Source organism: Mycobacterium tuberculosis complex sp. N0072, from assembly GCF_030323725.1.
GTDB lineage: Bacteria > Actinomycetota > Actinomycetes > Mycobacteriales > Mycobacteriaceae > Mycobacterium > Mycobacterium tuberculosis.
On record NZ_CP040689.1, the window covers coordinates 612,851 to 637,396 of the forward strand.

Sequence of the window (24,546 nt, forward strand, 5' to 3'; positions counted from 1 at the left end):
AACCAAACCCGCAAAATCTAAGGGGAGCGAAAGCCGCCTCTAACTCTTTGCTAAGAAGCGATTTTCGGGGTGCTCCCGGCGACCCACGCCGTCGCGGCCATGGCGCTGTTAGGCTGCGATGGCTGCCGGTTGCTAGTCGGGGGCTGATGATATGGCCGGTGGTATGGATCAGCCGCCCGGTCAGCCTAGAAGGCGGACCAGACAGCAGAGTTCAGACGGAAAGAACGGCGTGCGCGCTGCAGAGATCACCGGAGAAATTAGGGCCCTGACAGGATTGCGCATCGTCGCGGCGGTGTGGGTAGTGCTGTTTCACTTCCGACCGATGTTGGGTGATGCGTCACCGGGCTTCCGCGACGCCCTCGCGCCGGTGCTCGACTGCGGCGCGCAGGGTGTAGACCTCTTCTTCATCCTCAGTGGGTTCGTGCTGACCTGGAACTACCTCGACCGCATGGGCCGGTCGTGGTCGGTCCGTGCCAACCTGCACTTCTTGTGGCTGCGGCTGGCCAGGGTGTGGCCGGTGTACCTGGTCACCTTGCACCTGGCCGCCGTGTGGGTCATCTTTACGCTGCACGTCGGTCACGTGCCGTCTCCGGAGGCAGGCCAGCTGACCGCGATCAGCTATGTGCGCCAGATCCTGCTGGTGCAGCTGTGGTTTCAGCCGTATTTCGATGGATCCAGTTGGGATGGACCGGCCTGGTCGATCAGTGCGGAATGGTTGGCCTACTTGCTGTTCGGTCTGCTCATTCTGGTCATCTTCCGGATGAAGCACGCCACCAGGGCGCGGGGCCTGATGTGGCTGGCCTTCGCGGCGTCGTTGCCGCCCGTGGTGCTGCTGTTGGCCAGCGGCCAGTTCTATACGCCATGGAGCTGGCTGCCCCGAATCGTGACGCAATTCGCCGCGGGAGCGCTGGCGTGTGCCGCCGTCCGCAGGTTGCGGCCGACCGATCGCGCTCGCCGCATCGCCGGGTACCTTTCCGTGCTGGTCGGCGTCGCGATTGTCGGCATCCTCTACCTGTTGCACGCGCATCCGCTCGCCGGGGTCGAGGACAGCGGCGGGGTGGTCGACGTGCTGTTCGTTCCGCTGGTGATCAGCCTGGCGATTGGCGTCGGCAGCCTGCCGGCGTTGCTGTCGACGCGGTTGATGGTTTTTGGCGGGCAGATCTCGTTTTGCCTCTACATGGTGCACGAGCTGGTGCATACCGCCTGGGGATGGGCCGTGCAACAATACGAGCTTGCGCTGCAGGATCAGCCGTGGAAATGGAACGTCGTCGGTCTGCTCGCGATCGCCCTGGGGGCTGCGATCTTGCTGTATCACTTCGTCGAAGAACCGGGCCGCCGATGGATGCGCCGGATGGTCGACGTCAAAGCCGCGAGTGCGAGAAGCGAGCCCGGGGAGCCGGTAGGCAGCACGCGTTATCAAATCGACGATGCGCTGGAAGGGGTTTCGGCCCGCGCGGTGTGACGGTTGAGTGGGGCTGCAGCGGGTCGACGCGAGTTCACATCGGTTTCCTCGTACGATTCCCTTGATTTGGACGCGGCGCACGACCCGTTCAACTTTGAGCCGAGTCCAGTGGAGCCATCAGTGGAGTCAGTGTGAGTCGCCCGGGTACATACGTCATTGGTCTCACTCTCCTGGTCGGCCTGGTCGTCGGCAATCCAGGGTGCCCGCGGTCCTACCGCCCACTGACCCTGGATTACCGGCTTAACCCGGTCGCGGTGATTGGCGACTCCTATACCACCGGCACCGATGAGGGCGGTCTGGGCTCGAAATCATGGACCGCTCGCACCTGGCAGATGCTCGCTGCACGTGGCGTGCGGATCGCAGCCGACGTGGCCGCCGAGGGCCGGGCCGGCTACGGGGTGCCCGGCGACCACGGCAACGTGTTTGAGGATCTGACCGCCAGGGCCGTCCAGCCCGACGATGCACTGGTGGTGTTCTTTGGCTCCCGCAACGACCAAGGCATGGATCCTGAGGATCCCGAGATGCTGGCCGAAAAGGTCCGCGACACTTTCGATCTAGCGCGCCACCGCGCACCATCCGCGAGCTTGCTGGTGATCGCACCGCCGTGGCCTACCGCCGACGTACCTGGCCCAATGCTGCGGATTCGCGACGTGCTGGGCGCTCAGGCGCGGGCCGCAGGAGCAGTGTTTGTCGACCCGATCGCCGACCACTGGTTTGTCGACAGGCCCGAGCTGATCGGCGCGGATGGCGTGCATCCCAACGATGCGGGACATGAGTATCTGGCGGACAAGATCGCGCCGCTGATCAGCATGGAGTTGGTTGGATGAGTTGGGAGTCACGAGCCACGCAAAGGGTTTAGCGTGACGACGGTCGACGTGCTAGTCCTCTGCGTGCCGTTCGTAATCCCAACGCTCAAGGCGCGCCTGCAACTGCAGGAGACCAAGTCCGGCGAGTGGCGCCGCGGCGGTGAGGAAGGCCAGCAGCATCGGACTCATCTCAGAACCTCCAAAACCATTTCATTCGTACCACGTTCGTCGTCGAGGGGTGGTTCTTTCGCGAAACATGTCCGTCCGAATTCAGCTGTCCTCAGCCACCGCCACGCTGCGCCACGTCAGCTAGGACGCCATCCAAGCCAGTTCGCCGGGCAACTGTTCGCGCCAGTACGACGCGTCGTGTCCTCCGGGCGAGAAGCTGCCGGCAGGCGGTTGGTGCAGTTGGTTGACGAATTGGCGAGTGGCGAAGTAGAAGCGGTCGCTGGTGCCGCAATCCACCCGTAGCGGGATTGAGTTCAGCGCGGGCAGGCCCAACACGCTGTGTTGCACATAGTCGTCGTAGCTGTCGAACGCCCCGGGTGTGCTGCCGGTGAACGACGTGAACAATGCCGGGCTGATGGCACAGATCCCCGCGGTTCTGGCCGGACCCAACCGGGCACCCAGGAGCAGCGCGCCGTATCCCCCCATCGACCACCCCAGGAATCCCACCCGGGAGGTGTCCATACCCATCGAGGTCAGCATCGGCAGCAGCTCGTCGAGCACCATCGCACCCGAGTCCCCGCCGGAAGAGCGACGGTGCCAGTAGGTGTTGCCGCCGTCGACGCCGACCACCGCGAACGCTGGCTTGCCCTCCTTGACCAGGCGGGCCAACCCCTGCTCGACGCCGAGATCCAGCATCATGCCGGCGTTGCCGTCCTTGCCATGCAGTGCGATCACTGGCCGCAGCTGCCCGCTCTGGCCGGGCGGCATGGAGATCACCCAGTTGGTCTTGATGCCTCCGCGAGCCGCCGAGATGAACGAGCCGGAGATCCTGGTCGGCAAGCTGCTGCCCGCCGTCGGGGGCTCGAACGGCGCCGGGGCCGCCTGCGGCTCAAGTGGGTCCACCAGGGCGCCGAAGGCCCACACGCCGGCGGCTCCCGCGCCGGCGCCGGCACCCCAACGGAGCAGGGCACGGCGGGTCAGGTCTGCCATGGGCGTCATGATGCCGCGCCGATCGGTGTTGCCCGCACAGCCACGCCGTAGCACCGGCCAATCGTGACACCGGTAACGGCTGGCGAGTCGCCGTAGTGGGGGCCCGGCTGCGCAGCAGTGACGGCATGAAGAACTTTCGCAAAACTGGAAACGGCTGGTACCGGAAGTCGGTATTCTTTGCGCGGCAGCTGCGTGTCAATGATGACCGAGCGGTAGCCCGGTCGTCCCTGGTGTATGGGAGGGTGTTCGATCACCTGCCTCAACATCTCCGAAGTGCCGAACGAGACCAACCGTAAGAAGAACCGTCAGGCCGGACTCGACCGCAGTATCCGGGTGATTCATGGCAGCTTCGACGACATTCCCGAGCCGGACAGCGGCTATGACGTCGTCTGGTCACAAGATGCGATCCTGCACGCGCCCGACCGCCGAAAGGTGCTCGAGGAGGCATTCCGGGTGTTGCGGCCCGGCGGCGAACTGATCTTCACCGATCCGATGCAGGCCGACGATGTTCCCGACGGTGTGCTGCAGCCGGTCTACGACCGGCTCAACCTGCGTGACCTTGGCTCGATGCGCTTCTATGCGTGAAGCCGCACAGGCACTCGGTTTCGAGGTGCTCGACCAAAGAGACCTGGTTCGCAATCTGCGGACGCACTACAGCCGAGTGTTCGAGGAACTCGAAGCCCGGCGTCTCGAACTCGAGGGGAAGTCCTCCCAGGAGTACCTCGACAAGATGCGGGTAGGCCTGAAGAACTGGGTCGAGGCCGCCGACAACGGTCACTCTCGCGTGGGGCATCCAACATTTCCGAGAACCCGCCTGACTCCGATATGCCAGCTGCCCACGGCCGCGATCGACTCGACGGCTGGTCGTCGCCGGTATCGTTGACCCCACGGACTGCGTGACAGCCGGGGGCACGGAGTTGCCCGGCGGCGCCAGTACTGCCCCCGACGGACCGGAAGGCAGGTGCCATAGCTACCACTTCAGGACTGCGCCCAGGACTGTCGCAGCGTCAGCTCAACATGATCGCTATCGGCGGCGTCATCGGTGCTGGCTTGTTCGTCGGGTCTGGTGTGGTTATCCGTGCGACCGGTCCGGCGGCATTCCTGACCTATGCGCTGTGCGGCGCACTGATCGTTCTGGTGATGCGCATGCTGGGCGAGATGGCCGCCGCCAATCCGTCGACTGGAGCGTTCGCCGACTACGCGGCAAAAGCCCTGGGCGGCTGGGCGGGATTCTCGGTTGGCTGGCTGTACTGGTACTTCTGGGTAATCGTCGTGGGGTTCGAGGCGGTTGCCGGCGGGAAGGTTCTAACCTACTGGATCGATGCGCCGCTGTGGTTGGCGTCGCTGTGTCTGATGATGATGATGACCGCGACGAACTTGGTCTCGGTGTCATCCTTCGGTGAGTTCGAGTTCTGGTTCGCCGGAGTCAAGGTTGCCACCATCGTCGGCTTCCTGGTCCTTGGCACCGCTTTCGCCTTCGGGCTGCTGCCGGGCCATGGCATGGATTTCAGCAACCTCAGCGCGCACGGTGGCTTCTTTCCCGACGGGGTAGGTGCCGTCTTCGCTGCCATCGTGGTCGCGATCTTCTCCATGACTGGCACGGAAGTAGTCACCATCGCCGCGGCTGAAGCGCCGGACCCTCAACGAGCGGTCCAACGCGCGATGAGCACGGTGGTGGCACGCATCGTGATCTTCTTCGTCGGCTCGGTCTTCCTGCTCACGGTGATCCTGCCGTGGAACTCGTTGGAGCTTGGCGCCTCCCCGTACGTTGCCGCGCTGCGGCACATGGGTATTGGGGGTGCTGATCAGATCATGAATGCCGTCGTGCTTACCGCGGTGCTGTCCTGCTTGAACTCGGGCCTGTATACCGCGTCGCGGATGCTGTTCGTGCTCGCCGCCCGGCAGGAGGCGCCGGCCCAGCTGGTCAAAGTCAACCGGCGTGGAGTCCCCACCTTCGCGATCATGGGATCGTCCGTGGTGGGATTCCTGTGCGTGATCATGGCATGGGTCTCACCCGCAACGGTATTCGTTTTCCTGCTCAACTCGTCGGGCGCTGTGATTTTGTTCGTCTACCTGCTTATCGCGCTGTCGCAGATCGTGTTGCGTCGCCAGACATCTGGCCAAAATCTGGGGGTACGGATGTGGCTTTTCCCGGGGCTGTCGATCGTCACGGTGACCGGAATTGTCGCCGTGCTGGCGCGGATGGCGTTCGACTACGCCGCGCGCAGCCAGCTCTGGCTCAGCCTGCTGTCCTGGGCAGTGGTCGTTGGGTGTTATTTGGTCACCACATTGGTGCGACGTCCCCTTAATCGGCCTTGGTGAGCAGTACGGCCTCGTCGAACGGCAGTCTGGCAAAGACCGGCCGCCATCGGCTGCTGACATACGGCGCCGCCTCGGCCTTGGTGAGCCGCCGCGGGTTGGCGACACCAAAGGTTTTGCCGTAGCGGCGCATCCGGCCACCGCCGGCCGCGGTGATGTTCTTCAGCCAGTCGCGGTTCGGACCGTAGGTGAGCAAAATCGCCACGCCCGCCCGGCCGTCGACGTCCGCGCTGAACACGTTCAACGGGGTACGGTACGGCTTGCCCGAGCGGCGGCCCACGTGCTCAAGAATCGCGAACGCCGGGAGCCAGCCGGCCCATAGCCGCTGAATGGGGTTGGTGACATATCGATTGAACCGAGCCAGCCACTGCGGTAGTTGCATGCCCACCATCCAACTCGTGGACCGGCCGCGGCATCAAGCAAACCTCTGGTGGCTGCGGCAAACTCTTACACCCTGTAGTTGAGCGACCTGGGCAGGCTGGAACACTAGTCGTCATGGGCAGCACGGAACAGGCCACCTCGCGGGTAAGGGGAGCCGCGCGCACATCGGCGCAGCTGTTCGAGGCCGCATGCAGCGTCATACCCGGCGGAGTGAACTCCCCGGTGCGGGCGTTCACGGCGGTGGGCGGCACCCCGCGCTTCATTACCGAAGCCCACGGCTGCTGGTTGATTGACGCCGACGGCAACCGCTACGTAGACCTGGTCTGCTCATGGGGCCCGATGATCCTCGGTCACGCGCATCCGGCCGTCGTCGAGGCAGTGGCCAAGGCCGCAGCCCGCGGCCTGTCCTTCGGGGCCCCGACTCCCGCCGAAACCCAACTAGCCGGCGAGATCATCGGCCGGGTAGCTCCCGTCGAGCGGATACGGCTGGTGAACTCCGGCACCGAGGCCACTATGAGCGCCGTGCGGCTGGCCCGCGGATTCACCGGCCGGGCCAAGATCGTCAAGTTCTCCGGCTGCTACCACGGACACGTCGACGCATTGCTCGCCGACGCGGGTTCGGGAGTGGCCACCCTGGGCTTATGTGACGACCCCCAGCGCCCGGCTTCGCCGCGCTCGCAATCGTCACGGGGCCTGCCGTCCTCCCCCGGGGTCACTGGCGCCGCGGCAGCCGACACGATCGTGTTGCCCTACAACGACATCGATGCCGTACAGCAGACCTTCGCCCGGTTCGGCGAGCAGATCGCCGCCGTAATCACCGAGGCCAGCCCCGGCAACATGGGAGTCGTCCCGCCCGGGCCCGGCTTCAACGCGGCGCTGCGCGCGATCACCGCCGAGCACGGCGCCCTGCTCATCCTCGACGAGGTGATGACCGGGTTCCGGGTCAGCCGAAGTGGTTGGTACGGAATCGATCCGGTGCCCGCTGACCTGTTCGCCTTCGGCAAGGTGATGAGCGGCGGGATGCCCGCCGCCGCGTTCGGCGGGCGCGCCGAGGTGATGCAGCGGCTGGCGCCGCTGGGGCCGGTGTATCAGGCCGGCACGTTGTCGGGTAACCCGGTGGCGGTTGCCGCCGGGCTGGCAACGCTGCGGGCCGCCGACGACGCGGTCTACACCGCATTGGACGCCAACGCTGACCGCCTGGCCGGCCTGCTCTCCGAAGCACTGACGGATGCCGTTGTGCCACACCAGATTTCGCGGGCAGGCAATATGCTCAGTGTGTTCTTCGGCGAAACACCGGTGACCGACTTCGCGTCCGCGCGGGCCAGCCAGACCTGGCGTTATCCAGCGTTCTTTCATGCCATGCTGGACGCCGGTGTCTACCCGCCGTGCAGTGCCTTCGAGGCATGGTTCGTCTCGGCCGCTTTGGACGACGCGGCGTTCGGCCGGATCGCCAACGCGCTGCCCGCCGCGGCCCGAGCGGCGGCCCAGGAAAGGCCCGCCTGATGCCCGAGGAAACCCAAGTCCACGTGGTGCGCCACGGTGAGGTGCACAACCCTACCGGCATCCTGTACGGGCGGCTGCCCGGATTCCACCTGTCCGCAACCGGCGCGGCGCAGGCCGCCGCCGTCGCCGACGCGCTGGCCGACCGCGACATCGTCGCGGTAATCGCATCGCCCTTGCAGCGTGCCCAGGAGACCGCCGCGCCCATCGCCGCCCGGCATGACCTTGCGGTGGAGACAGACCCGGATCTGATCGAATCGGCCAACTTCTTCGAGGGCCGCCGCGTCGGCCCCGGTGACGGGGCATGGCGCGACCCGCGGGTGTGGTGGCAGCTGCGTAACCCGTTCACCCCGTCGTGGGGTGAGCCTTACGTGGATATCGCTGCCCGAATGACGACCGCGGTGGACAAGGCACGTGTCCGCGGCGCCGGCCATGAGGTGGTGTGCGTCAGCCATCAGCTGCCGGTGTGGACGCTGCGGCTGTATCTGACCGGTAAGCGCCTCTGGCACGATCCGCGCCGTCGGGACTGCGCACTGGCCTCGGTGACGTCGTTGATCTACGACGGCGACCGCCTGGTTGACGTGGTGTATTCGCAGCCGGCGGCGCTTTGACCGCGCCGGCGACGATGCAGAGCAGAGCGACCAGAAGGAGCGGCGCTTTGACCATGCGCCGGCTGGTGATCGCCGCAGCGGTATCGGCATTGCTGCTCACCGGCTGTTCCGGGCGCGACGCCGTCGCCCAAGGCGGCACGTTCGAATTCGTCTCGCCCGGCGGAAAGACCGACATCTTCTACGATCCGCCTGCCAGCCGCGGCCGCCCGGGCCCACTGTCTGGGCCGGAGCTGGCGGATCCGGCGCGCAGTGTGTCGCTGGACGACTTCCCTGGGCAGGTCGTCGTCGTCAACGTGTGGGGGCAATGGTGTGGGCCGTGCCGGGCCGAGGTCAGCCAACTACAGCGGGTGTATGACGCCACCCGAGGTGCGGGTGTGTCGTTCCTCGGGATCGACGTGCGCGACAACAACCGCCAGGCGCCCCAGGACTTCATCAACGACCGGCATGTGACGTACCCGTCGATCTATGACCCGGCGATGCGCACCTTGATCGCATTCGGTGGCAAATACCCCACCAGCGTCATTCCGTCCACGCTGGTGCTGGACCGTCAGCACCGGGTCGCGGCGGTGTTTCTGCGCGAATTGCTGGCTGCGGACCTGCAGCCGGTGGTCGAGCGGGTGGCCGAGGAGGAGCCGTCGGGTCGGGCTCCGGTGGGGGCGCAATGACCGGGTTCACCGAGATTGCCGCGGTGGGGCCACTGCTGGTGGCGGTGGGGGTATGTCTGCTGGCTGGTCTGGTGTCGTTCGCCTCACCATGTGTGGTGCCGCTGGTGCCCGGCTACCTGTCGTATCTGGCGGCCGTCGTTGGGGTGGACGAGCAGCTGCCGGCCGGCGTCGTCAAACCCCCGGTGGCTGCCCGCTGGCGGGTCGCCGGATCGGCGGCGCTGTTCGTGGCGGGGTTCACGACGGTGTTCGTGCTGGGCACCGTCGCCGTCTTGGGCATGACCACCACGCTGATCACGAATCAGCTGCTGCTGCAGCGGGTCGGAGGCGTGCTGATCGTCGTCATGGGCCTGGTGTTCGTGGGGTTCATCGGAGCCCTGCAGCGCCAGGCGAGGTTCACGCCGCGCCAGTTGACGAGCGTAGCGGGGGCGCCGGTGCTTGGCGCGGTGTTCGCGCTCGGCTGGACACCGTGCCTGGGGCCGACGCTGACCGGGGTGATCACCGTTGCCTCGGCCACCGAGGGTGCCAGCGTGGCGCGTGGGATCGTGCTGGTGATTGCCTATTGCCTGGGGCTGGGGATTCCGTTCGTGCTTTTGGCGTTCGGTTCGGCGTGGGCGGTGGCGGGCCTGGGCTGGCTGCGCCGGCACACCAGGGCCATCCAGATCTTCGGCGGGGCGCTGCTGATCGCGGTCGGTGCCGCGCTGGTCACCGGGGTGTGGAACGACGTCGTGTCGTGGCTGCGCGACGCCTTCGTTTCCGACGTGAGGTTGCCGATTTGAGTGGGCAGGGTGCCGCGCAAAAGGCGCGCAACATGTGGCGGTCGTTGACGTCGATGGGCACCGCGCTGGTGCTGCTGTTTTTGCTCGCGCTGGCTGCCATACCCGGGGCCCTGCTGCCGCAGCGTGGCCTCAACGCCGCCAAGGTGGACGACTACCTGGCCGCGCACCCACTCATCGGTCCGTGGCTGGACGAGCTGCAGGCCTTCGACGTGTTCTCCAGCTTCTGGTTCACCGCCATCTACGTGCTGCTGTTCGTGTCCCTCGTCGGCTGTCTGGCCCCGCGGACGATCGAGCACGCCCGCAGCCTGCGGGCTACACCGGTCGCCGCCCCGCGCAACCTGGCCCGGCTGCCCAAGCACGCCCACGCCCGGCTGGCCGGCGAGCCCGCCGCCCTGGCCGCCACCATCACGGGCCGGCTGCGCGGCTGGCGCAGCATCACCCGGCAACAAGGCGACAGCGTGGAAGTCTCCGCCGAGAAGGGCTACCTGCGCGAGTTCGGCAACCTGGTGTTCCACTTCGCGCTGCTGGGTCTGCTGGTGGCGGTGGCCGTCGGCAAGCTGTTCGGCTACGAGGGCAACGTGATCGTGATAGCCGACGGCGGACCCGGTTTTTGTTCGGCGTCGCCGGCCGCGTTCGACTCGTTTCGCGCCGGCAACACCGTCGACGGCACGTCGTTGCACCCGATCTGTGTGCGGGTCAACAACTTCCAAGCGCACTACCTGCCGTCCGGGCAGGCCACCTCGTTCGCCGCCGACATCGACTATCAGGCCGACCCGGCCACTGCTGACCTGATCGCCAACAGCTGGCGGCCCTACCGGCTGCAGGTCAATCACCCGCTGCGGGTCGGCGGCGACCGGGTGTACCTGCAGGGCCACGGCTATGCGCCCACCTTCACCGTGACGTTCCCGGACGGGCAGACCCGCACGTCGACCGTGCAGTGGCGACCCGACAACCCGCAGACCCTGCTGTCGGCGGGCGTCGTGCGCATCGACCCGCCGGCCGGCAGCTACCCCAACCCCGACGAGCGTCGCAAACACCAGATCGCCATCCAGGGCCTGCTGGCTCCCACCGAGCAGCTCGACGGCACCCTGCTGTCGTCGCGTTTCCCCGCGCTCAATGCCCCGGCGGTGGCCATCGACATCTACCGCGGCGACACCGGCCTGGACAGCGGGCGGCCCCAGTCGTTGTTCACCCTGGACCACCGGCTGATCGAGCAGGGCCGGCTGGTCAAGGAAAAGCGGGTCAACCTGCGCGCCGGTCAGCAAGTCCGCATCGACCAAGGCCCGGCGGCCGGCACGGTGGTCCGGTTCGACGGCGCGGTGCCGTTCGTCAACCTGCAGGTCTCCCACGACCCCGGCCAGTCCTGGGTGCTGGTCTTCGCAATCACGATGATGGCGGGACTGCTGGTGTCGCTGCTGGTGCGCAGGCGCCGGGTGTGGGCGCGGATCACGCCGACGACCGCGGGTACGGTAAACGTCGAGCTGGGCGGCCTGACGCGCACCGACAACTCCGGGTGGGGCGCCGAGTTCGAGCGGCTGACCGGGCGGTTGCTGGCGGGTTTTGAGGCGCGGTCCCCGGACATGGCCGAAGCGGCCGCAGGGACCGGAAGGGACGTCGATTGAACACGCTGCACGTCAACGTCGGCCTGGCCCGCTACTCCGACTGGGCGTTCACCTCGGCCGTGGTGGCGCTGGTGGTCGCGCTGCTGCTGCTGGCGTTCGAGTTCGCCCAGGTTCGCGGTCGCGGACTCGCGCCGCTGGCCGTGCCGGCCGGATCGGTGGCCACCGATAGCGCTACCCCTGGGATCGTGGCGGACCAACGGCACCGGCCGTTCGACGAACGCGTCGGGCGGGGCGGGCTGGCCGTCGCCTATCTGGGCATCGGGCTACTGCTGGCGTGCGTCGTGCTGCGCGGCCTGGCCACCCAGCGGGTGCCGTGGGGCAACATGTACGAGTTCATCAACCTGACCTGCTTGTCCGGGCTCATCGCCGGCGCGGTCGTGCTGCGCCGTGCGCGATACCGGCCGCTGTGGGTCTTCCTGCTGGTCCCGGTGCTGATCCTGCTCACCGTGTCCGGACGCTGGCTCTACGCCAATGCCGCCCCGGTGATGCCGGCACTGCAGTCCTACTGGCTGCCCATTCATGTGTCGGTGGTCAGCCTCGGTTCTGGGGTATTCCTGGTCGCCGGTGTCGCCAGCATCCTGTTCCTTGTGCGCACATCGCGGCTGGGTGAGCCAACCGGTGAAGGCGCGCTGGCGGGTATGGTGCGGCGGCTCCCCGATGCCCAAACCCTGGACGGAATCGCCTACCGGACCACGATCTTCGCCTTCCCCGTTTTCGGCTTCGGGGTGATATTCGGTGCCATCTGGGCCGAGGAAGCCTGGGGCCGCTACTGGGGCTGGGACCCCAAGGAGACGGTGTCCTTCGTCGCGTGGGTGGTGTACGCGGCGTACCTGCACGCGCGGTCAACGGCGGGTTGGCGGGACCGCAAGGCCGCCTGGATCAATGTCGCCGGCTTCGTGGCCATGGTCTTCAATCTGTTCTTCGTTAACCTGGTGACCGTCGGCCTGCACTCGTATGCGGGCGTGGGCTGACCGTTCGTCTGCAACCGACCCGAGGACCGCAGCAAGGGGGAGTGCTGGTGACCGAGCATCCGAGGACGGGCGTGGGAGCCCCCGATAGCGGCAACGGCGGCACGGATCATCCGACCGTGCAGTTGCCGCCCGTGCCATCCGTGGGGGCACCACCGGCTGCGGCCGGTGGTGAAACACCGACTAGGTCAGTTGCGGGATTCCGCACCCAGCGGCTCGACCCGACGGCCTACGGCGCCTACTACAGCGGCCCCGATGAGGGCCCGGCCAGCCCGGCTGAAAGGCCGCCGTATCGTCTCGAGCCGGTGCCCCATACGCCGTATCCGGAACTGGCCACCACCACGCTGCTGAGGCCGGTCAAGCCGCCACCGTCGGAAGGCTGGCGTCGGTTGCTCTATCTGCTGTCGGGTCGGCTGATCAACGCCGGGGAAGGCCCTCGGGCCGCGCACCTCAACGACCTGGTCGCTCAGGTCAACCGCCCGCTGCGCGGCTGCTACCGGATCGCGGTGTTGTCGTTGAAAGGGGGTATCGGCAAGACCACGATCACCGCGACCCTGGGGGCCACCTTTGCCGACCTGCGCGGTGACCGGGTTGTCGCGGTCGACGCCAATCCCGACCGCGGCACACTGAGCCAAAAGGTCCCGCTCGAGACGCCGGCCACGGTGCGGCACCTGCTGCGCGACGCCGACGGCATCGAGCGCTACAGCGACGTTCGCGGCTACACATCGAAGGGACCCAGCGGGCTGGAAGTGCTGGCATCGGACAGTGATCCGGCCTCCTCGGACGCATTCAGCGCCGACGACTACACCCGCACCCTGGACATTCTGGAGCGGTTCTACGGCCTGGTGCTCACCGACTGCGGTACCGGGTTGCTGCACTCGGCGATGTCGGCGGTTCTGCCTAGGTCCGACGTACTGGTCGTGGTCAGCTCGGGGTCCATCGACGGCGCCCGCAGCGCCGCGGCGACGCTGGACTGGCTGCAGGCCCACGGCCACGACGACCAGGTGCGCAACTCGATCGCCGTCGTCAACGCGGTGCGGCCGCGCGCGGGCAAGGTCGACGTGGGCAAGGTCGTCGAGCACTTCTCCAGGCGTTGCCGTGCGGTGCGCGTGGTGCCGTTCGACCCACACCTCGAAGAAGGCGCCGAAATCGCGCTGGATCGGTTGCGGCGGGAGACCCGCGAAGCGCTCACCGAACTGGCAGCGGTGGTGGCCGCTGGATTCCCCGGCGACCCGCGGCGCTGCAAACCGAGCTTCACCTAGGAACGGTTATTGTCCCCGTGCCCCAACCGCCGCAGGAACTCTGGATCGTCGTCGGGCCCGATGACGCGAGTCTTGGGCCGGTTCATCTGTGCCCGTGCAGCGCGCCAGCCAAGGTAGATCAGCGTCGCCAAAATCAGCACGAGGAGCAGGTAGAGCACTCGACACCTCCTTGGACCGAATATACCCGCGCCGTAGGCTCAGGCTGTGTCAGAAGCGCCTAACGACAAGACCACTCGGGGTGTTGTCGACATACTGGTCTATGCGACGGCGCGGCTGCTGCTGGTGGTGGCGGTCAGCGCAGCGATTTTCGGGGTCGCGCGACTGATCGGGTTGACCGAATTCCCCGTTGTCGTGGCCACGCTGTTCGGGCTGATCATCGCGATGCCGTTGGGCATTTGGGTGTTCAGCCCGCTGCGGCGGCGCGCCACGGCCGCGCTCGCGGTGGCCGGTGAGCGTCGGCGCGCCGAGCGGGAACGGCTGCGGGCCCGGCTGCGTGGCGAGTCGCTACCCGAAGAACAGTGAGCGCGGGGCGCCTGGTAGTCGGCATTGTGCACAAGTGGGTTGGGCATTCAGCACAGTGTTTGCGCTGATCGTGGCGATTCGCCTCGGCCGCGATTGGCGGCTCCTAACGTTGGCTGCACCGGGTGTGGGTTGCGGGAAGGTGTGCGATGTCTAATTTGCTGGTAACCCCGGAGCTGGTGGCGGCTGCGGCGGCGGATTTGGCGGGTATTGGGTCGGCTATCGGTGCGGCCAATGCGGCGGCCGGGGCCCCGACGATGGCGCTGTTGGCCGCCGGTGCCGATGAGGTGTCGGCGGCGGTGGCGGCCGTGTTTTCCTCCTACGCCCAGCAATATCAGGCGCTGAGCGCTGCGGCGGCGGCGTTTCACGACCAGTTCGTGCGGGCGTTGGCCGCGGGTGCGGGTGCGTATGCGGGCGCCGAGGCCGCCAACGTGGAGCAGCAGTTGCTGAACGCGATCAATGCGCCCACCCTCGCGTTGTTGGGGCGGCCGCTGATCGGCAACGGCGCCGACGGGGCGGCCGGGACCGGTCAGGCCGGCGGGGCAGGCGGGCTGTTGTACGGCAACGGCGGTAACGGCGGGTCGGGTGCGGCCGGGCAGGCCGGCGGGGCCGGCGGCGCCGCCGGGCTGATCGGCCACGGCGGGACCGGCGGGGTCGGGGGTACCGGTGCGGCCGGCGGGGCCGGCGGGACCGGCGGGTGGCTGTTCGGCAACGGCGGGGCCGGCGGGACCGGCGGGGCCGTCACCGGGGTCAGCACCACCGGCGGGCCGGGCGGTCACGGCGGTGACGCCGGCCTGTACGGGTTTGGCGGGGCCGGTGGCGCGGGTGGGTTCGGCCAGAGCGGGGCGGCCGGCGGGGCCGGCGGGGCCGGTGGGGCCGGTGGGTGGTTGTACGGCGACGGCGGCGACGGCGGCGCAGGCGGCAACGGCGGTAACGAGTCCGGCACCGGCGTCAGTGGCGTTGGGGGTGTGGGTGGGGCCGGTGGTGCTGGTGGGTTGTTGTTCGGTAACGGCGGCGACGGCGGCGTCGGCGGCGACGGCGGCGACGGCAGCAGCACCCAGGATTCCGGTGGTGATGGGGGTGCGGGTGGGGCCGGTGGTGCTGGTGGGTGGTTGCTTGGTAATGGGGGGGCCGGCGGGGCCGGCGGGGCCGCCTCAATCAAGGTTGCCACTGGTGGGCTGGGTGGTGATGGTGGCGATGCCGGGCTGTTCGGGTTTGGTGGGGACGGCGGCTGGGGCGGACGCGGAGTGGATGCTCGATTCGGTGCGGCTGGGGGTGCCGCTGGGGCCGGCGGTGCGGGCGGGTGGTTGTACGGCGATGGCGGCGCCGGCGGCGTCGGCGGTGTCGGCGGTGCTGTCTTCAGCCTTTCCTCCGGTGACGGCGGGGCCGGCGGGGCCGGTGGCGGTGGTGGGTGGTTGTTCGGTAACGGCGGCGACGGCGGCGCCGGTGGCGGCGGCGGTGGCCGCTTCGGCAGCGGCAGCGGTGCCGGTGGTGATGGGGCTGTCGGTGGGGCCGGTGGTGCGGGCGCGTGGTTCGGCAACGGTGGCGCCGGCGGCGTCGGCGGCGGCGGTGGCCGCGGCACCACCGCCATCGGTGGCGACGGGGGTGCCGGTGGGGCCGGTGGTGCGGGTGGGTGGTTGTACGGCGACGGCGGCGCCGGCGGTGCCGGCGGCGGTGGTGGCCGCGGCGGCACCGGCAACGATGGTGGCGACGGCGGGGACGGCGGCCGCGGCGGTGATGCCCAGCTGCTTGGCAACGGCGGTGACGGCGGGGCCGGCGGGGCCGGCGGGCCCGCCGGGTTTGGCGCTTCCCCCGGGGCCGGCGCGGCCGGCGGGGGCGGCGGTGCCGGCGGTTCGCTGTTCGGCAGCCCCGGCACGACCGGCCCGCACGGCTGATCCCTGGCTAGCGCCGATCTTCGCGCGCTCAACCCTTCGGCATTCGCACCACCTGGGCGGCATAGCTCAGACCGGCGCCGTAGCCGATCAACAGGGCCAGATCGCCGGGCTTGGCCGCGCCGGTCGTCAGTAATTCGGCCATCGCGAGCGGAATGGAGGCCGCCGAGGTGTTTCCGGTGTGCTCGATATCGTTGGCGACCACCGCGTCGGGCCGCAACTGCAGGTTCTTGACCAGCAGCTCGTTGATGCGGCTATTGGCCTGATGAGGGACGAACACGTCTATCTGGTCGGGTCGCACCCCGGCGGCGTCCATCGCGCGCCGACCGACGTCGCCCATTTTGAACGCTGCCCAACGGAAGACCGCGGGACCTTCGAGCCGCACAAACGGGCGTGGGCCGCTGGGATTCTGGGCGAAAGTGATCCAGTCGATGTCCTGCCGTATGGCATCGGCCTGTTCGCCGTCGCTACCCGCCACGGTTGGTCCAATGCCTTGAAACGGTGTCTCGCCCACCACCACTGCGGCCGCGCCGTCGGCGAAGATGAAGCAGTTGCCGCGGTCGTACATGTCTATCGTGGGGGACAGTTTTTCCGTGCCGACCACCAGCATCGTGGCCGCACCTCCGCCCCGGATCATGTCGGCCGCTGCGCCAAGCGCATATCCGAATCCGGCGCACCCCGCCGAAAGATCGAACCCGAGTATGCCCTTGGCGCCCAGCGACGCCGCGACCATTGGGGCGGCCGGCGGGGTTTGCAGGAAATGGGTGTTGGTGGTGACGATCACGCCATCGATGTCGGCCGCCGACAGGCCGGCGTTCGACAGTGCCCGTCGACAGGCCTCAGTCGCCATGGAAGCCGCCGACTCGTCGTCGGCGGCGAATCGGCGGGTCTTGATGCCGGTTCGGGTGTAGATCCACTCGTCGGACGAGTCGATGTGCTGGCATATCTCGTCGTTGGTGACCACGCGTTCGGGCCGGTACGCCCCGACACTGAGCAGCCCGACGCTCCTGGCGCCGCTGGTCGTGGCGATCTCCGTCATACCCGTCCTATCTGTTCTCGTCGAGTGTGCACCTACGGCGACGACACGCCGACGGAGCCCGCCCTGAGTGCACGTTCGAAGTTAGCTCAACTGACCAAACGCCAATGCCCCCGCCACCGCCAACGCCCACACCAGCATGGCCAGCCCAGTGTCACGCAGTACCGGGATCAGCTCGCGCCCGCCGCGCCCGGATCGCACCGGTCCGGCAGCGCGCAGCGCCAAAGGCGCGGCCACCAAGCCCACCACACACCACGGCGTGGCCAGCATTAGCACGAACGTCAGCACCCCGGCGACCGCCAGCAGGCCCTGGTAAAGCATCCGGGTCCGGGCGTCTCCCAGCCGCACCGCCAGCGTGATCTTGTCGGCCCGCGCGTCGGTGGGGATGTCGCGCAGGTTGTTGGCCACCAGCACCGAGCACGACAACGCACCCGTTGCTACCGCCTGTGCCAGCCCCACCCAGTCCACCCGCAATGCCTGCGTGTACTGGGTACCGAGCACGGCGACCGGCCCGAAGAACACAAACACCGCCAGTTCGCCGAAGCCCGCATAGCCGTAGGGTTTTGACCCGCCGGTGTAGAGCCAGGCCCCGGCGATGCAGATCGCACCCACCGCAATCAGCCACGGCGCGCTGAGCAGCGCCAAAACCAGCCCGGCCAGCGCACCGAGCGCCAGGCTCGTCATGGCAGCGGTCAGCACCGAGCGCGGGGTCGCCAGCCGCGAGCCCACCAACCGCACCGGACCCACCCTGTCGTCATCGGTGCCGCGGATGCCGTCGGAGTAGTCATTGGCGTAATTGACCCCAATGACCAGCGCCACCGCAACAGCCAGTGCCAACAGCGCTTTCCACCACACGGCCGCGTGCAGCCAGGCCGCGGCGCCGGTGCCGGCAACCACTGGCGCGATCGCGTTCGGCAGCGTTCGGGGCCGCGCGCCGGAGACCCACTGTGCGAAACTGGCCACCAGGGCATCCTGCCCTATGCACAACAATGGGCGCATGCTCGGAGTGATCGGCGGCAGCGGCTTCTACACCTTCTTTGGGTCGGACACCCGCACAGTCAATTCGGACACCCCCTACGGTCAACCCAGCGCCCCGATCACGATCGGCACCATCGGGGTGCACGACGTCGCGTTCTTGCCCCGCCACGGCGCCCATCACCAGTACTCGGCGCACGCCGTGCCGTATCGGGCCAACATGTGGGCGCTGCGCGCGCTTGGTGTGCGGCGGGTCTTCGGGCCGTGTGCGGTCGGCAGCCTGGACCCTGAACTCGAGCCCGGCGCGGTCGTGGTGCCCGATCAGCTGGTCGACCGCACCAGCGGCCGCGCCGACACCTATTTCGACTTCGGCGGTGTCCATGCCGCCTTCGCCGATCCGTACTGCCCCACGCTGCGGGCCGCGGTGACCGGCCTGCCCGGTGTTGTCGACGGCGGCACCATGGTGGTGATCCAGGGTCCGCGGTTTTCCACCCGCGCGGAAAGCCAGTGGTTCGCCGCTGCCGGGTGCAATCTGGTCAACATGACCGGCTATCCCGAGGCGGTGCTGGCTCGCGAACTCGAATTATGCTACGCAGCAATCGCTTTGGTGACAGATGTGGATGCCGGCGTCGCTGCTGGCGATGGCGTGAAAGCCGCCGACGTGTTCGCCGCATTCGGGGAGAACATCGAACTGCTCAAAAGGCTGGTGCGGGCCGCCATCGATCGGGTCGCCGACGAGCGCACGTGCACGCACTGTCAACACCACGCCGGTGTTCCGTTGCCGTTCGAGCTGCCATGAGGGTGCTGCTGACCGGCGCGGCCGGCTTCATCGGGTCGCGCGTGGATGCGGCGTTACGGGCTGCGGGTCACGACGTGGTGGGCGTCGACGCGCTGCTGGCCGCCGCGCACGGGCCAAACCCGGTGCTGCCACCGGGCTGCCAGCGGGTCGACGTGCGCGACGCCAGCGCGCTGGCCCCGTTGTTGGCCGGTGTCGATCTGGTGTGTCACCAGGCCGCCATGGTGGGTGCCGGCGTCAACGCCGCCGACGCACCCGCCTATGGCGGCCACAACGATTTCGCCACCACGGTGCTGCTGGCGCAGATGTTCGCCGCCGGGGTCCGCCGTTTGGTGCTGGCGTCGTCGATGGTGGTTTACGGGCAGGGGCGCTATGACTGTCCCCAGCATGGACCGGTCGACCCGCTGCCGCGGCGGCGAGCCGACCTGGACAATGGGGTCTTCGAGCACCGTTGCCCGGGGTGCGGCGAGCCAGTCATCTGGCAATTGGTCGACGAGGATGCCCCGTTGCGCCCGCGCAGCCTGTACGCGGCCAGCAAGACCGCGCAGGAGCACTACGCGCTGGCGTGGTCGGAAGCGAGTGGCGGTTCGGTGGTGGCGTTGCGCTACCACAACGTCTACGGCCCCGGCATGCCGCGCGACACCCCCTACTCCGGAGTGGCCGCGATCTTCCGCTCGGCGGTTGAAAAAGGCAAGCCACCAAAGGTTTTCGAAGACGGCGGCCAGATGCGGGACTTCGTGCACGTGGACGACGTGGCCGCGGCGAACCTCGCCGCGGTGCATCTGGGTGAAGCGGACCGCGACGGGTTTACCGCGGTCAACGTCTGTTCCGGGCGCCCCATCTCGATCCTTCAGGTGGCAACCGCGATATGCGACGCCCGCGGTGGCTCGATGTCCCCGGCCATCACCGGGCACTACCGCAGCGGCGACGTGCGCCACATTGTCGCCGATCCCGCGCGGGCCGCCCGCGTGCTCGGGTTCCGCGCGGCCGTCGATCCAGGCGAAGGACTGCGTGAGTTCGCGTTCGCGCCGCTTCGCTGACCGCTCGAGCTACGACGAGTGGTCCGGCGGCCGGTAGATCTTCGGCCGCACTGGGTGCGTCGACCCAGCTGACCTGAAAATCCGGGGGGATCCAGCAGGCCGGGACAGCGCCGGGGTGTGCGGGGGTTGCGGCAGCTGGCGCAGCCTGCCGATGACGATGGCCGCCGCGAGGATGCTGAGCGCCAGGCCGCACAGCACCACATCGAAGGTGCTGGTGATCTGCTGGGCAAGATCGTTTCCGTAGACGGGGTGAGCCGACCCGCCCGAAGATGCCTGGAATCGCGGAGCCAGGACGACGCCGACGATGACGCGCGAAACGGTGAATGTGCATAGCAATCCGCACAGCGACGAGATCAGCCTCGCGGGCAGGGCCTCGGTCGCCATGTTGAAGCGAAGCCAGATCGCTAGGACCGCGGTGGCCAGATCGAACGCAGCCAGCGCCATGCTGTCGTAGCGCGAGAACGGATAATTCAACAGCACCGCGACGACGAGGTCGGTCAACCGCATCGCTACCGAGCCCAGGCACCACACGGCGATGAGCAGCAAGCCGTTTCGGGACGCTGCCCGCCACACGGTTTTGTCGATCGGTGGCGCGTTCGGGGACCTGAACAGGGTCAGCGGCGCACACATTGCCGCGGCCGCGGCCCACACCAGATAACCCTCGTATCCCACGCCGGCCGTCGACGTGTTTTGGGCAATGCCGTGGAACGCGTCGATCTCGCGGCCGATGGGAAGGCTCCACACGATGGACCCGGCGATCAGGGTGGAGCCACCCAGCGCCACGGTTGAGAGCGCTTCGGCCGCTGTAGGCCGAAGCAGCCACCGGGACGCGACCAGCACGGCGGCCAGGGCTACCACGCCGTACACCACCGCCGTGTCGATGACCGCGAGGTTCTGTTTGCCAAAACCGGACGCGCCGGCCGCGGGCTCCAACGCGTACCTGACCCGCCAGCTCAGGTTGAAACCGGTGCTGAGGGCCGCACCCAACATAGACGCGTAGCCGAGGAACTGGGTGGCCCGCAGCCACCTGCTGTGGCTGCCCTCATCGGTGGTAGCGCCGGTTAGCGCCGGTTGCGCGCTCAACAGCGCGCCGGTGATCCCCAGCCATCCCCCCGGCCCGACACCACCGGGCACGTGGACGGTGCCGCCGAGTCGAATCGTCTGGATCGCGTCGAACACCACGAAGGCCAGCACCAGCAGCAGATAGGGGACGTTGAGGCCCAGGCGAAGCTGTGAGCGCCTCCCGGCGAAGGTCACGGCAAGCGATGCCAAAGAGAGCGATGTCACCGCCAGCAGCAACCCGAACACGGTCTTGCTGCTGTCCGGGATTCGGAAACCGAAATACAGGTTCCATGGGAAAAACAGCGCACCGATGAGCAGGGCACCAGCGGCCAAGTCGCGGACGACCTCGCGTCGTCGGGTGTCGTCGCTGCTCAGGCCCACGATGCCCCCCGGGAATCAAGAACGGTTGGCGCCGAGTCGGTCCTGTGGTGGCGTGGGTGCACCCGGCCGGGCCGACTGCGTTGCTCGCTTGCGAACATAGTCTCCGTTCCGACGACGCGGCAGTGGCGCAGAACACGCGGTTGGGCGGATCTCGTTTGCCCGGTGACCGTCCCGCTGTTTGCGAACCCGGTTACGCTGCGGTCATAGGCGAACGCTGTCGCCGAATTACCGATACTGCCGACGGTATCGCAGTGTAACGATGCCGGGACATTGCTGGTTGTGGGGTAGCCAGCCGAAGGAGAGCCGCGATGGACGTCGCTTTGGGGGTTGCGGTCACGGATCGGGTCGCGCGTCTGGCGCTGGTCGACTCGGCTGCGCCCGGCACCGTGATCGACCAGTTCGTGCTCGATGTGGCCGAGCACCCGGTCGAGGTGTTAACCGAGACCGTGGTGGGCACGGATCGGTCATTGGCCGGCGAAAACCACCGGCTGGTCGCTACCCGGCTGTGTTGGCCGGATCAGGCCAAAGCTGACGAGCTGCAGCACGCACTGCAGGACTCCGGGGTCCACGACGTTGCCGTGATATCCGAGGCGCAGGCCGCCACGGCGCTGGTCGGGGCGGCACATGCCGGCTCTGCCGTGCTGTTGGTGGGTGATGAGACGGCAACCTTATCGGTGGTTGGTGACCCGGACGCGCCGCCGACGATGGTGGCCGTCGCGCCGGTGGCGGGCGCCGACGCCACATCGACCGTCGATACCCTGATGGCCCGGCTCGGCGACCAGGCCCTCGCCCCGGGGGATGTCTTCCTGGTGGGTAGGTCCGCCGAGCACACCACGGTTCTTGCCGACCAGCTGCGCGCGGCGTCGACGATGCGCGTGCAGACTCCCGACGACCCCACGTTCGCGCTGGCCCGTGGCGCGGCGATGGCGGCCGGCGCCGCTACGATGGCGCACCCGGCCCTGGTCGCGGATGCGACCACTTCGCTCCCCCCGGCCGAGGCGGGGCAATCGGGTTCTGAAGGCGAGCAGCTGGCGTACTCGCAGGCCAGCGATTACGAGCTGCTTCCGGTCGACGAATATGAGGAACACGACGAATACGGGGCAGCCGCGGATCGCTCGGCGCCGTTGAGCCGACGGTCGCTGCTGATCGGCAACGCTGTCGTGGCCTTTGCGGTGATCGGTTTCGCCTCGCTGGCGGTGGCGGTGGCGGTCACCATCCGACCGACCGCGGCCTCAAAACCGGTAGAGGGACACCAAAACGCCCAGCCAGGGAAGTTCATGCCGTTGTTGCCGACGCAACAGCAGGCGCCGGTCCCGCCGCCTCCGCCCGATGATCCCACCGCTGGATTCCAGGGCGGCACCATTCCGGCTGTACAGAACGTGGTGCCGCGGCCGGGTACCTCACCCGGGGTGGGTGGGACGCCGGCTTCGCCTGCGCCGGAAGCGCCGGCCGTGCCCGGTGTTGTGCCTGCCCCGGTGCCAATCCCGGTCCCGATCATCATTCCCCCGTTCCCGGGTTGGCAGCCTGGAATGCCGACCATCCCCACCGCACCGCCGACGACGCCGGTGACCACGTCGGCGACGACGCCGCCGACCACGCCGCCGACCACGCCGGTGACCACGCCGCCAACGACGCCGCCGACCACGCCGGTGACCACGCCGCCAACGACGCCGCCGACCACGCCGGTGACCACGCCACCAACGACCGTCGCCCCGACGACCGTCGCCCCGACGACGGTCGCTCCGACCACCGTCGCCCCGACCACGGTCGCTCCAGCCACCGCCACGCCGACGACCGTCGCTCCGCAGCCGACGCAGCAGCCCACGCAACAACCAACCCAACAGATGCCAACCCAGCAGCAGACCGTGGCCCCGCAGACGGTGGCGCCGGCTCCGCAGCCGCCGTCCGGTGGCCGCAACGGCAGCGGCGGGGGCGACTTATTCGGCGGGTTCTGATCACGGTCGCGGCTTCACTACGGTCGGAGGACATGGCCGGTGATGCGGTGACGGTGGTGCTGCCCTGTCTCAACGAGGAGGAGTCACTCCCGGCGGTGCTGGCCGCGATCCCGGCCGGCTATCGGGCGCTAGTGGTGGACAACAACAGCACCGATGACACCGCGACGGTGGCCGCCCGCCACGGTGCCCAGGTGGTTGTCGAGCCGCGGCCCGGATACGGCTCGGCGGTGCATGCCGGTGTGCTCGCCGCGACCACCCCCATCGTAGCGGTCATCGACGCCGACGGCTCGATGGATGCCGGCGACTTGCCCAAGCTGGTCGCCGAACTCGACAAGGGCGCCGACCTGGTGACCGGTCGGCGGCGGCCGGTGGCGGGCCTGCACTGGCCATGGGTCGCCCGGGTGGGCACCGTGGTGATGAGCTGGCGGCTGCGCACCCGCCACCGCCTGCCGGTGCACGACATCGCGCCCATGCGGGTCGCCCGGCGAGAGGCCCTGCTGGATCTGGGCGTTGTCGATCGACGCTCGGGTTACCCGCTGGAGCTGCTGGTCCGGGCCGCTGCGGCGGGCTGGCGTGTCGTCGAACTCGACGTCAGTTACGGTCCCCGGACCGGCGGCAAATCCAAGGTCAGCGGTTCGCTGCGGGGCAGCATCATCGCGATCCTGGACTTCTGGAAGGTGATCTCGTGAGCTGCCTGCCGGTCAGCGTGCTGGTGGTCGCTAAAGCGCCGGAGCCGGGCCGGGTCAAGACCCGGCTGGCCGCGGCGATTGGCGATAAGGTCGCCGCCGACATCGCCGCGGCCGCACTGCTGGACACCCTGGATGCGGTGGCCGCTGCGCCGGTCACCGCCCGGGCGGTGGCGCTTACCGGCGACCTGGACTCCGCGGCCGATTCCGCGGAGATCCGCCGACGGCTTAAGTCCTTCACGGTATTTCGGCAGCGCGGTGACGCCTTCGCCGACCGGCTCGCCAACGCACACGTCGACGCGGCCGACGGCTATCCGGTGCTGCAGATCGGGATGGACACGCCCCAGGTGACCGCCGAGCTGTTGGCCGATTGTGCACGCCTGCTGCTTCAAATCCCCGCGGTGCTCGGCCTGGCGTTCGACGGCGGTTGGTGGGTGCTGGGGATACGCACGCCTACTGCGGCCGAGTGCCTGCGCGCCGTCCCGATGTCACAGCCAGACACCGGCGAGCTCACCTTGAAGGCGTTGCGCGACAACGGCATTGATGTGACGCTAGTGCAGCGTCTGGGCGACTTCGACATCGTGGACGACATCGCGCTGGTACGCGATTGCTGCGCTCCGGGGAGTCGGTTCGCGCAGGCTACCCGCGCGGCTGGACTCTGAGGCCGCGCCGGC

The 24,546-nt window shown here is 68.3% G+C and carries 24 protein-coding genes and 1 pseudogene; 19 read left to right on the forward strand and 6 right to left on the reverse strand.

Features of this window, described 5'->3' with window-relative positions; translation table 11 throughout:
- Positions 1 to 229 precede the first annotated feature (229 nt).
- Positions 230 to 1,462 carry an acyltransferase family protein gene (locus FF952_RS02730; RefSeq protein WP_003916685.1) on the forward strand — a complete coding sequence of 411 codons (1,233 nt, stop codon included), beginning with the start codon at positions 230 to 232 and terminating at the stop codon, positions 1,460 to 1,462.
- Between the two features lie 131 nt (positions 1,463 to 1,593).
- On the forward strand, positions 1,594 to 2,289 hold the full coding sequence (locus FF952_RS02735; RefSeq protein WP_003402818.1) for an Rv0518 family GDSL lipase: 696 nt from the start codon (positions 1,594 to 1,596) through the stop codon (positions 2,287 to 2,289).
- 288 nt (positions 2,290 to 2,577) lie between these two features.
- On the opposite strand, the gene FF952_RS02740 is transcribed toward FF952_RS02735, so the two are convergent.
- Positions 2,578 to 3,435 carry an alpha/beta hydrolase gene (locus FF952_RS02740; protein ID WP_003912593.1) on the reverse strand — a complete coding sequence of 286 codons (858 nt, stop codon included), beginning with the start codon at positions 3,433 to 3,435 and terminating at the stop codon, positions 2,578 to 2,580.
- A 264-nt stretch (positions 3,436 to 3,699) separates the two neighbouring features.
- Between FF952_RS02740 and FF952_RS02745 the strand changes: the two genes are divergently transcribed.
- From FF952_RS02745 to FF952_RS02755, 3 genes are read left to right on the forward strand one after another with little or no spacing between them, the layout of a single operon-like run.
- The gene (locus FF952_RS02745; RefSeq protein WP_014585060.1) at positions 3,700 to 4,011 is read left to right on the forward strand and encodes a class I SAM-dependent methyltransferase; all 312 of its coding nucleotides are present in this window, start codon (positions 3,700 to 3,702) and stop codon (positions 4,009 to 4,011) included.
- The gene (locus FF952_RS02750; RefSeq protein ID WP_003898493.1) at positions 4,004 to 4,309 is read left to right on the forward strand and encodes a hypothetical protein; all 306 of its coding nucleotides are present in this window, start codon (positions 4,004 to 4,006) and stop codon (positions 4,307 to 4,309) included. The genes FF952_RS02745 and FF952_RS02750 overlap by 8 nt, the downstream gene beginning before the upstream one ends.
- A gap of 53 nt (positions 4,310 to 4,362) precedes the next feature.
- Positions 4,363 to 5,748 (forward strand): amino acid permease, encoded by a 1,386-nt coding sequence (locus FF952_RS02755; RefSeq protein ID WP_003911231.1) that lies wholly within the window; start codon positions 4,363 to 4,365, stop codon positions 5,746 to 5,748.
- On the opposite strand, the gene FF952_RS02760 is transcribed toward FF952_RS02755, so the two are convergent.
- Positions 5,732 to 6,127 (reverse strand): nitroreductase family deazaflavin-dependent oxidoreductase, encoded by a 396-nt coding sequence (locus FF952_RS02760; protein WP_003402842.1) that lies wholly within the window; start codon positions 6,125 to 6,127, stop codon positions 5,732 to 5,734. The two genes, FF952_RS02755 and FF952_RS02760, sit on opposite strands and share 17 nt — an antisense overlap.
- A 113-nt stretch (positions 6,128 to 6,240) precedes the next feature.
- On the opposite strand from FF952_RS02760, the gene hemL reads away from it, so the two are divergent.
- The 7 genes from hemL to FF952_RS02795 are packed head-to-tail and all read left to right on the forward strand — an operon-like array spanning position 6,241 to position 13,530.
- Complete coding sequence (gene hemL / locus FF952_RS02765; RefSeq protein WP_003402844.1) at positions 6,241 to 7,629, forward strand: glutamate-1-semialdehyde 2,1-aminomutase; 1,389 nt, start codon at positions 6,241 to 6,243, stop codon at positions 7,627 to 7,629.
- Positions 7,629 to 8,237, forward strand: a complete 609-nt coding sequence (locus tag FF952_RS02770) for a histidine phosphatase family protein (RefSeq protein ID WP_003402845.1) — start codon at positions 7,629 to 7,631, stop codon at positions 8,235 to 8,237. The genes hemL and FF952_RS02770 overlap by 1 nt, the downstream gene beginning before the upstream one ends.
- A gap of 53 nt (positions 8,238 to 8,290) precedes the next feature.
- A complete protein-coding gene (locus FF952_RS02775) occupies positions 8,291 to 8,902 on the forward strand; it encodes a TlpA disulfide reductase family protein (RefSeq protein WP_003911234.1) in 612 nt (203 codons plus the stop codon).
- Positions 8,899 to 9,678: a cytochrome c biogenesis CcdA family protein gene (locus FF952_RS02780; protein ID WP_003402847.1), complete on the forward strand. Its 780-nt coding sequence runs from the start codon at positions 8,899 to 8,901 to the stop codon at positions 9,676 to 9,678. Before FF952_RS02775 ends, FF952_RS02780 begins: the two co-directional genes overlap by 4 nt.
- Positions 9,679 to 9,710: 32 nt before the next feature.
- Positions 9,711 to 11,300, forward strand: coding sequence for a cytochrome c biogenesis protein ResB (gene resB, locus FF952_RS02785; protein ID WP_003402848.1), 1,590 nt, complete (start codon positions 9,711 to 9,713; stop codon positions 11,298 to 11,300).
- On the forward strand, positions 11,297 to 12,271 hold the full coding sequence (ccsB, locus tag FF952_RS02790) for a c-type cytochrome biogenesis protein CcsB (protein ID WP_003402849.1): 975 nt from the start codon (positions 11,297 to 11,299) through the stop codon (positions 12,269 to 12,271). The genes resB and ccsB overlap by 4 nt, the downstream gene beginning before the upstream one ends.
- A gap of 41 nt (positions 12,272 to 12,312) precedes the next feature.
- Positions 12,313 to 13,530: a MinD/ParA family ATP-binding protein gene (locus tag FF952_RS02795; RefSeq protein ID WP_003904423.1), complete on the forward strand. Its 1,218-nt coding sequence runs from the start codon at positions 12,313 to 12,315 to the stop codon at positions 13,528 to 13,530.
- On the opposite strand, the gene FF952_RS02800 is transcribed toward FF952_RS02795, so the two are convergent.
- Complete coding sequence (locus FF952_RS02800; protein WP_003402851.1) at positions 13,527 to 13,688, reverse strand: hypothetical protein; 162 nt, start codon at positions 13,686 to 13,688, stop codon at positions 13,527 to 13,529. The two genes, FF952_RS02795 and FF952_RS02800, sit on opposite strands and share 4 nt — an antisense overlap.
- Positions 13,689 to 13,734: 46 nt before the next feature.
- Here FF952_RS02800 and FF952_RS02805 point away from each other — a divergent pair, with 46 nt between their 5' ends.
- Together FF952_RS02805 and FF952_RS02810 are read left to right on the forward strand one after the other, a co-directional pair.
- Entirely contained in the window at positions 13,735 to 14,052 is a 318-nt protein-coding gene (locus FF952_RS02805) for a DUF4229 domain-containing protein (RefSeq protein WP_003402853.1), read from the forward strand.
- 146 nt (positions 14,053 to 14,198) lie between these two features.
- Positions 14,199 to 16,077, forward strand: a pseudogene (locus FF952_RS02810) (PE family protein).
- Here the strand turns inward: FF952_RS02810 and fabH are convergent.
- Positions 15,973 to 16,980: a beta-ketoacyl-ACP synthase III gene (gene fabH, locus FF952_RS02815; protein ID WP_003402861.1), complete on the reverse strand. Its 1,008-nt coding sequence runs from the start codon at positions 16,978 to 16,980 to the stop codon at positions 15,973 to 15,975. The pseudogene FF952_RS02810 and the gene fabH overlap by 105 nt on opposite strands.
- 81 nt (positions 16,981 to 17,061) lie before the next feature.
- Positions 17,062 to 17,940 carry a 1,4-dihydroxy-2-naphthoate polyprenyltransferase gene (locus FF952_RS02820; protein WP_003402865.1) on the reverse strand — a complete coding sequence of 293 codons (879 nt, stop codon included), beginning with the start codon at positions 17,938 to 17,940 and terminating at the stop codon, positions 17,062 to 17,064.
- 34 nt (positions 17,941 to 17,974) lie between these two features.
- Here FF952_RS02820 and FF952_RS02825 point away from each other — a divergent pair, with 34 nt between their 5' ends.
- The gene (locus FF952_RS02825; RefSeq protein WP_003911222.1) at positions 17,975 to 18,751 is read left to right on the forward strand and encodes an S-methyl-5'-thioadenosine phosphorylase; all 777 of its coding nucleotides are present in this window, start codon (positions 17,975 to 17,977) and stop codon (positions 18,749 to 18,751) included.
- The gene (locus FF952_RS02830) at positions 18,748 to 19,788 is read left to right on the forward strand and encodes an NAD-dependent epimerase/dehydratase family protein (protein WP_003908541.1); all 1,041 of its coding nucleotides are present in this window, start codon (positions 18,748 to 18,750) and stop codon (positions 19,786 to 19,788) included. Before FF952_RS02825 ends, FF952_RS02830 begins: the two co-directional genes overlap by 4 nt.
- Positions 19,789 to 19,797: 9 nt before the next feature.
- On the opposite strand, the gene FF952_RS02835 is transcribed toward FF952_RS02830, so the two are convergent.
- On the reverse strand, positions 19,798 to 21,231 hold the full coding sequence (locus FF952_RS02835; RefSeq protein WP_003402870.1) for a DUF7937 domain-containing protein: 1,434 nt from the start codon (positions 21,229 to 21,231) through the stop codon (positions 19,798 to 19,800).
- 308 nt (positions 21,232 to 21,539) lie between these two features.
- Between FF952_RS02835 and FF952_RS02840 the strand changes: the two genes are divergently transcribed.
- The 3 genes from FF952_RS02840 to FF952_RS02850 are packed head-to-tail and all read left to right on the forward strand — an operon-like array spanning position 21,540 to position 24,534.
- A complete protein-coding gene (locus tag FF952_RS02840) occupies positions 21,540 to 23,186 on the forward strand; it encodes a DUF7159 family protein (protein ID WP_003900169.1) in 1,647 nt (548 codons plus the stop codon).
- A 32-nt stretch (positions 23,187 to 23,218) separates the two neighbouring features.
- Complete coding sequence (locus FF952_RS02845; RefSeq protein ID WP_003898499.1) at positions 23,219 to 23,875, forward strand: glycosyltransferase family 2 protein; 657 nt, start codon at positions 23,219 to 23,221, stop codon at positions 23,873 to 23,875.
- Complete coding sequence (locus tag FF952_RS02850) at positions 23,872 to 24,534, forward strand: TIGR04282 family arsenosugar biosynthesis glycosyltransferase (protein ID WP_003402886.1); 663 nt, start codon at positions 23,872 to 23,874, stop codon at positions 24,532 to 24,534. The genes FF952_RS02845 and FF952_RS02850 overlap by 4 nt, the downstream gene beginning before the upstream one ends.
- The last annotated feature ends 12 nt before the right edge of the window (positions 24,535 to 24,546 follow it).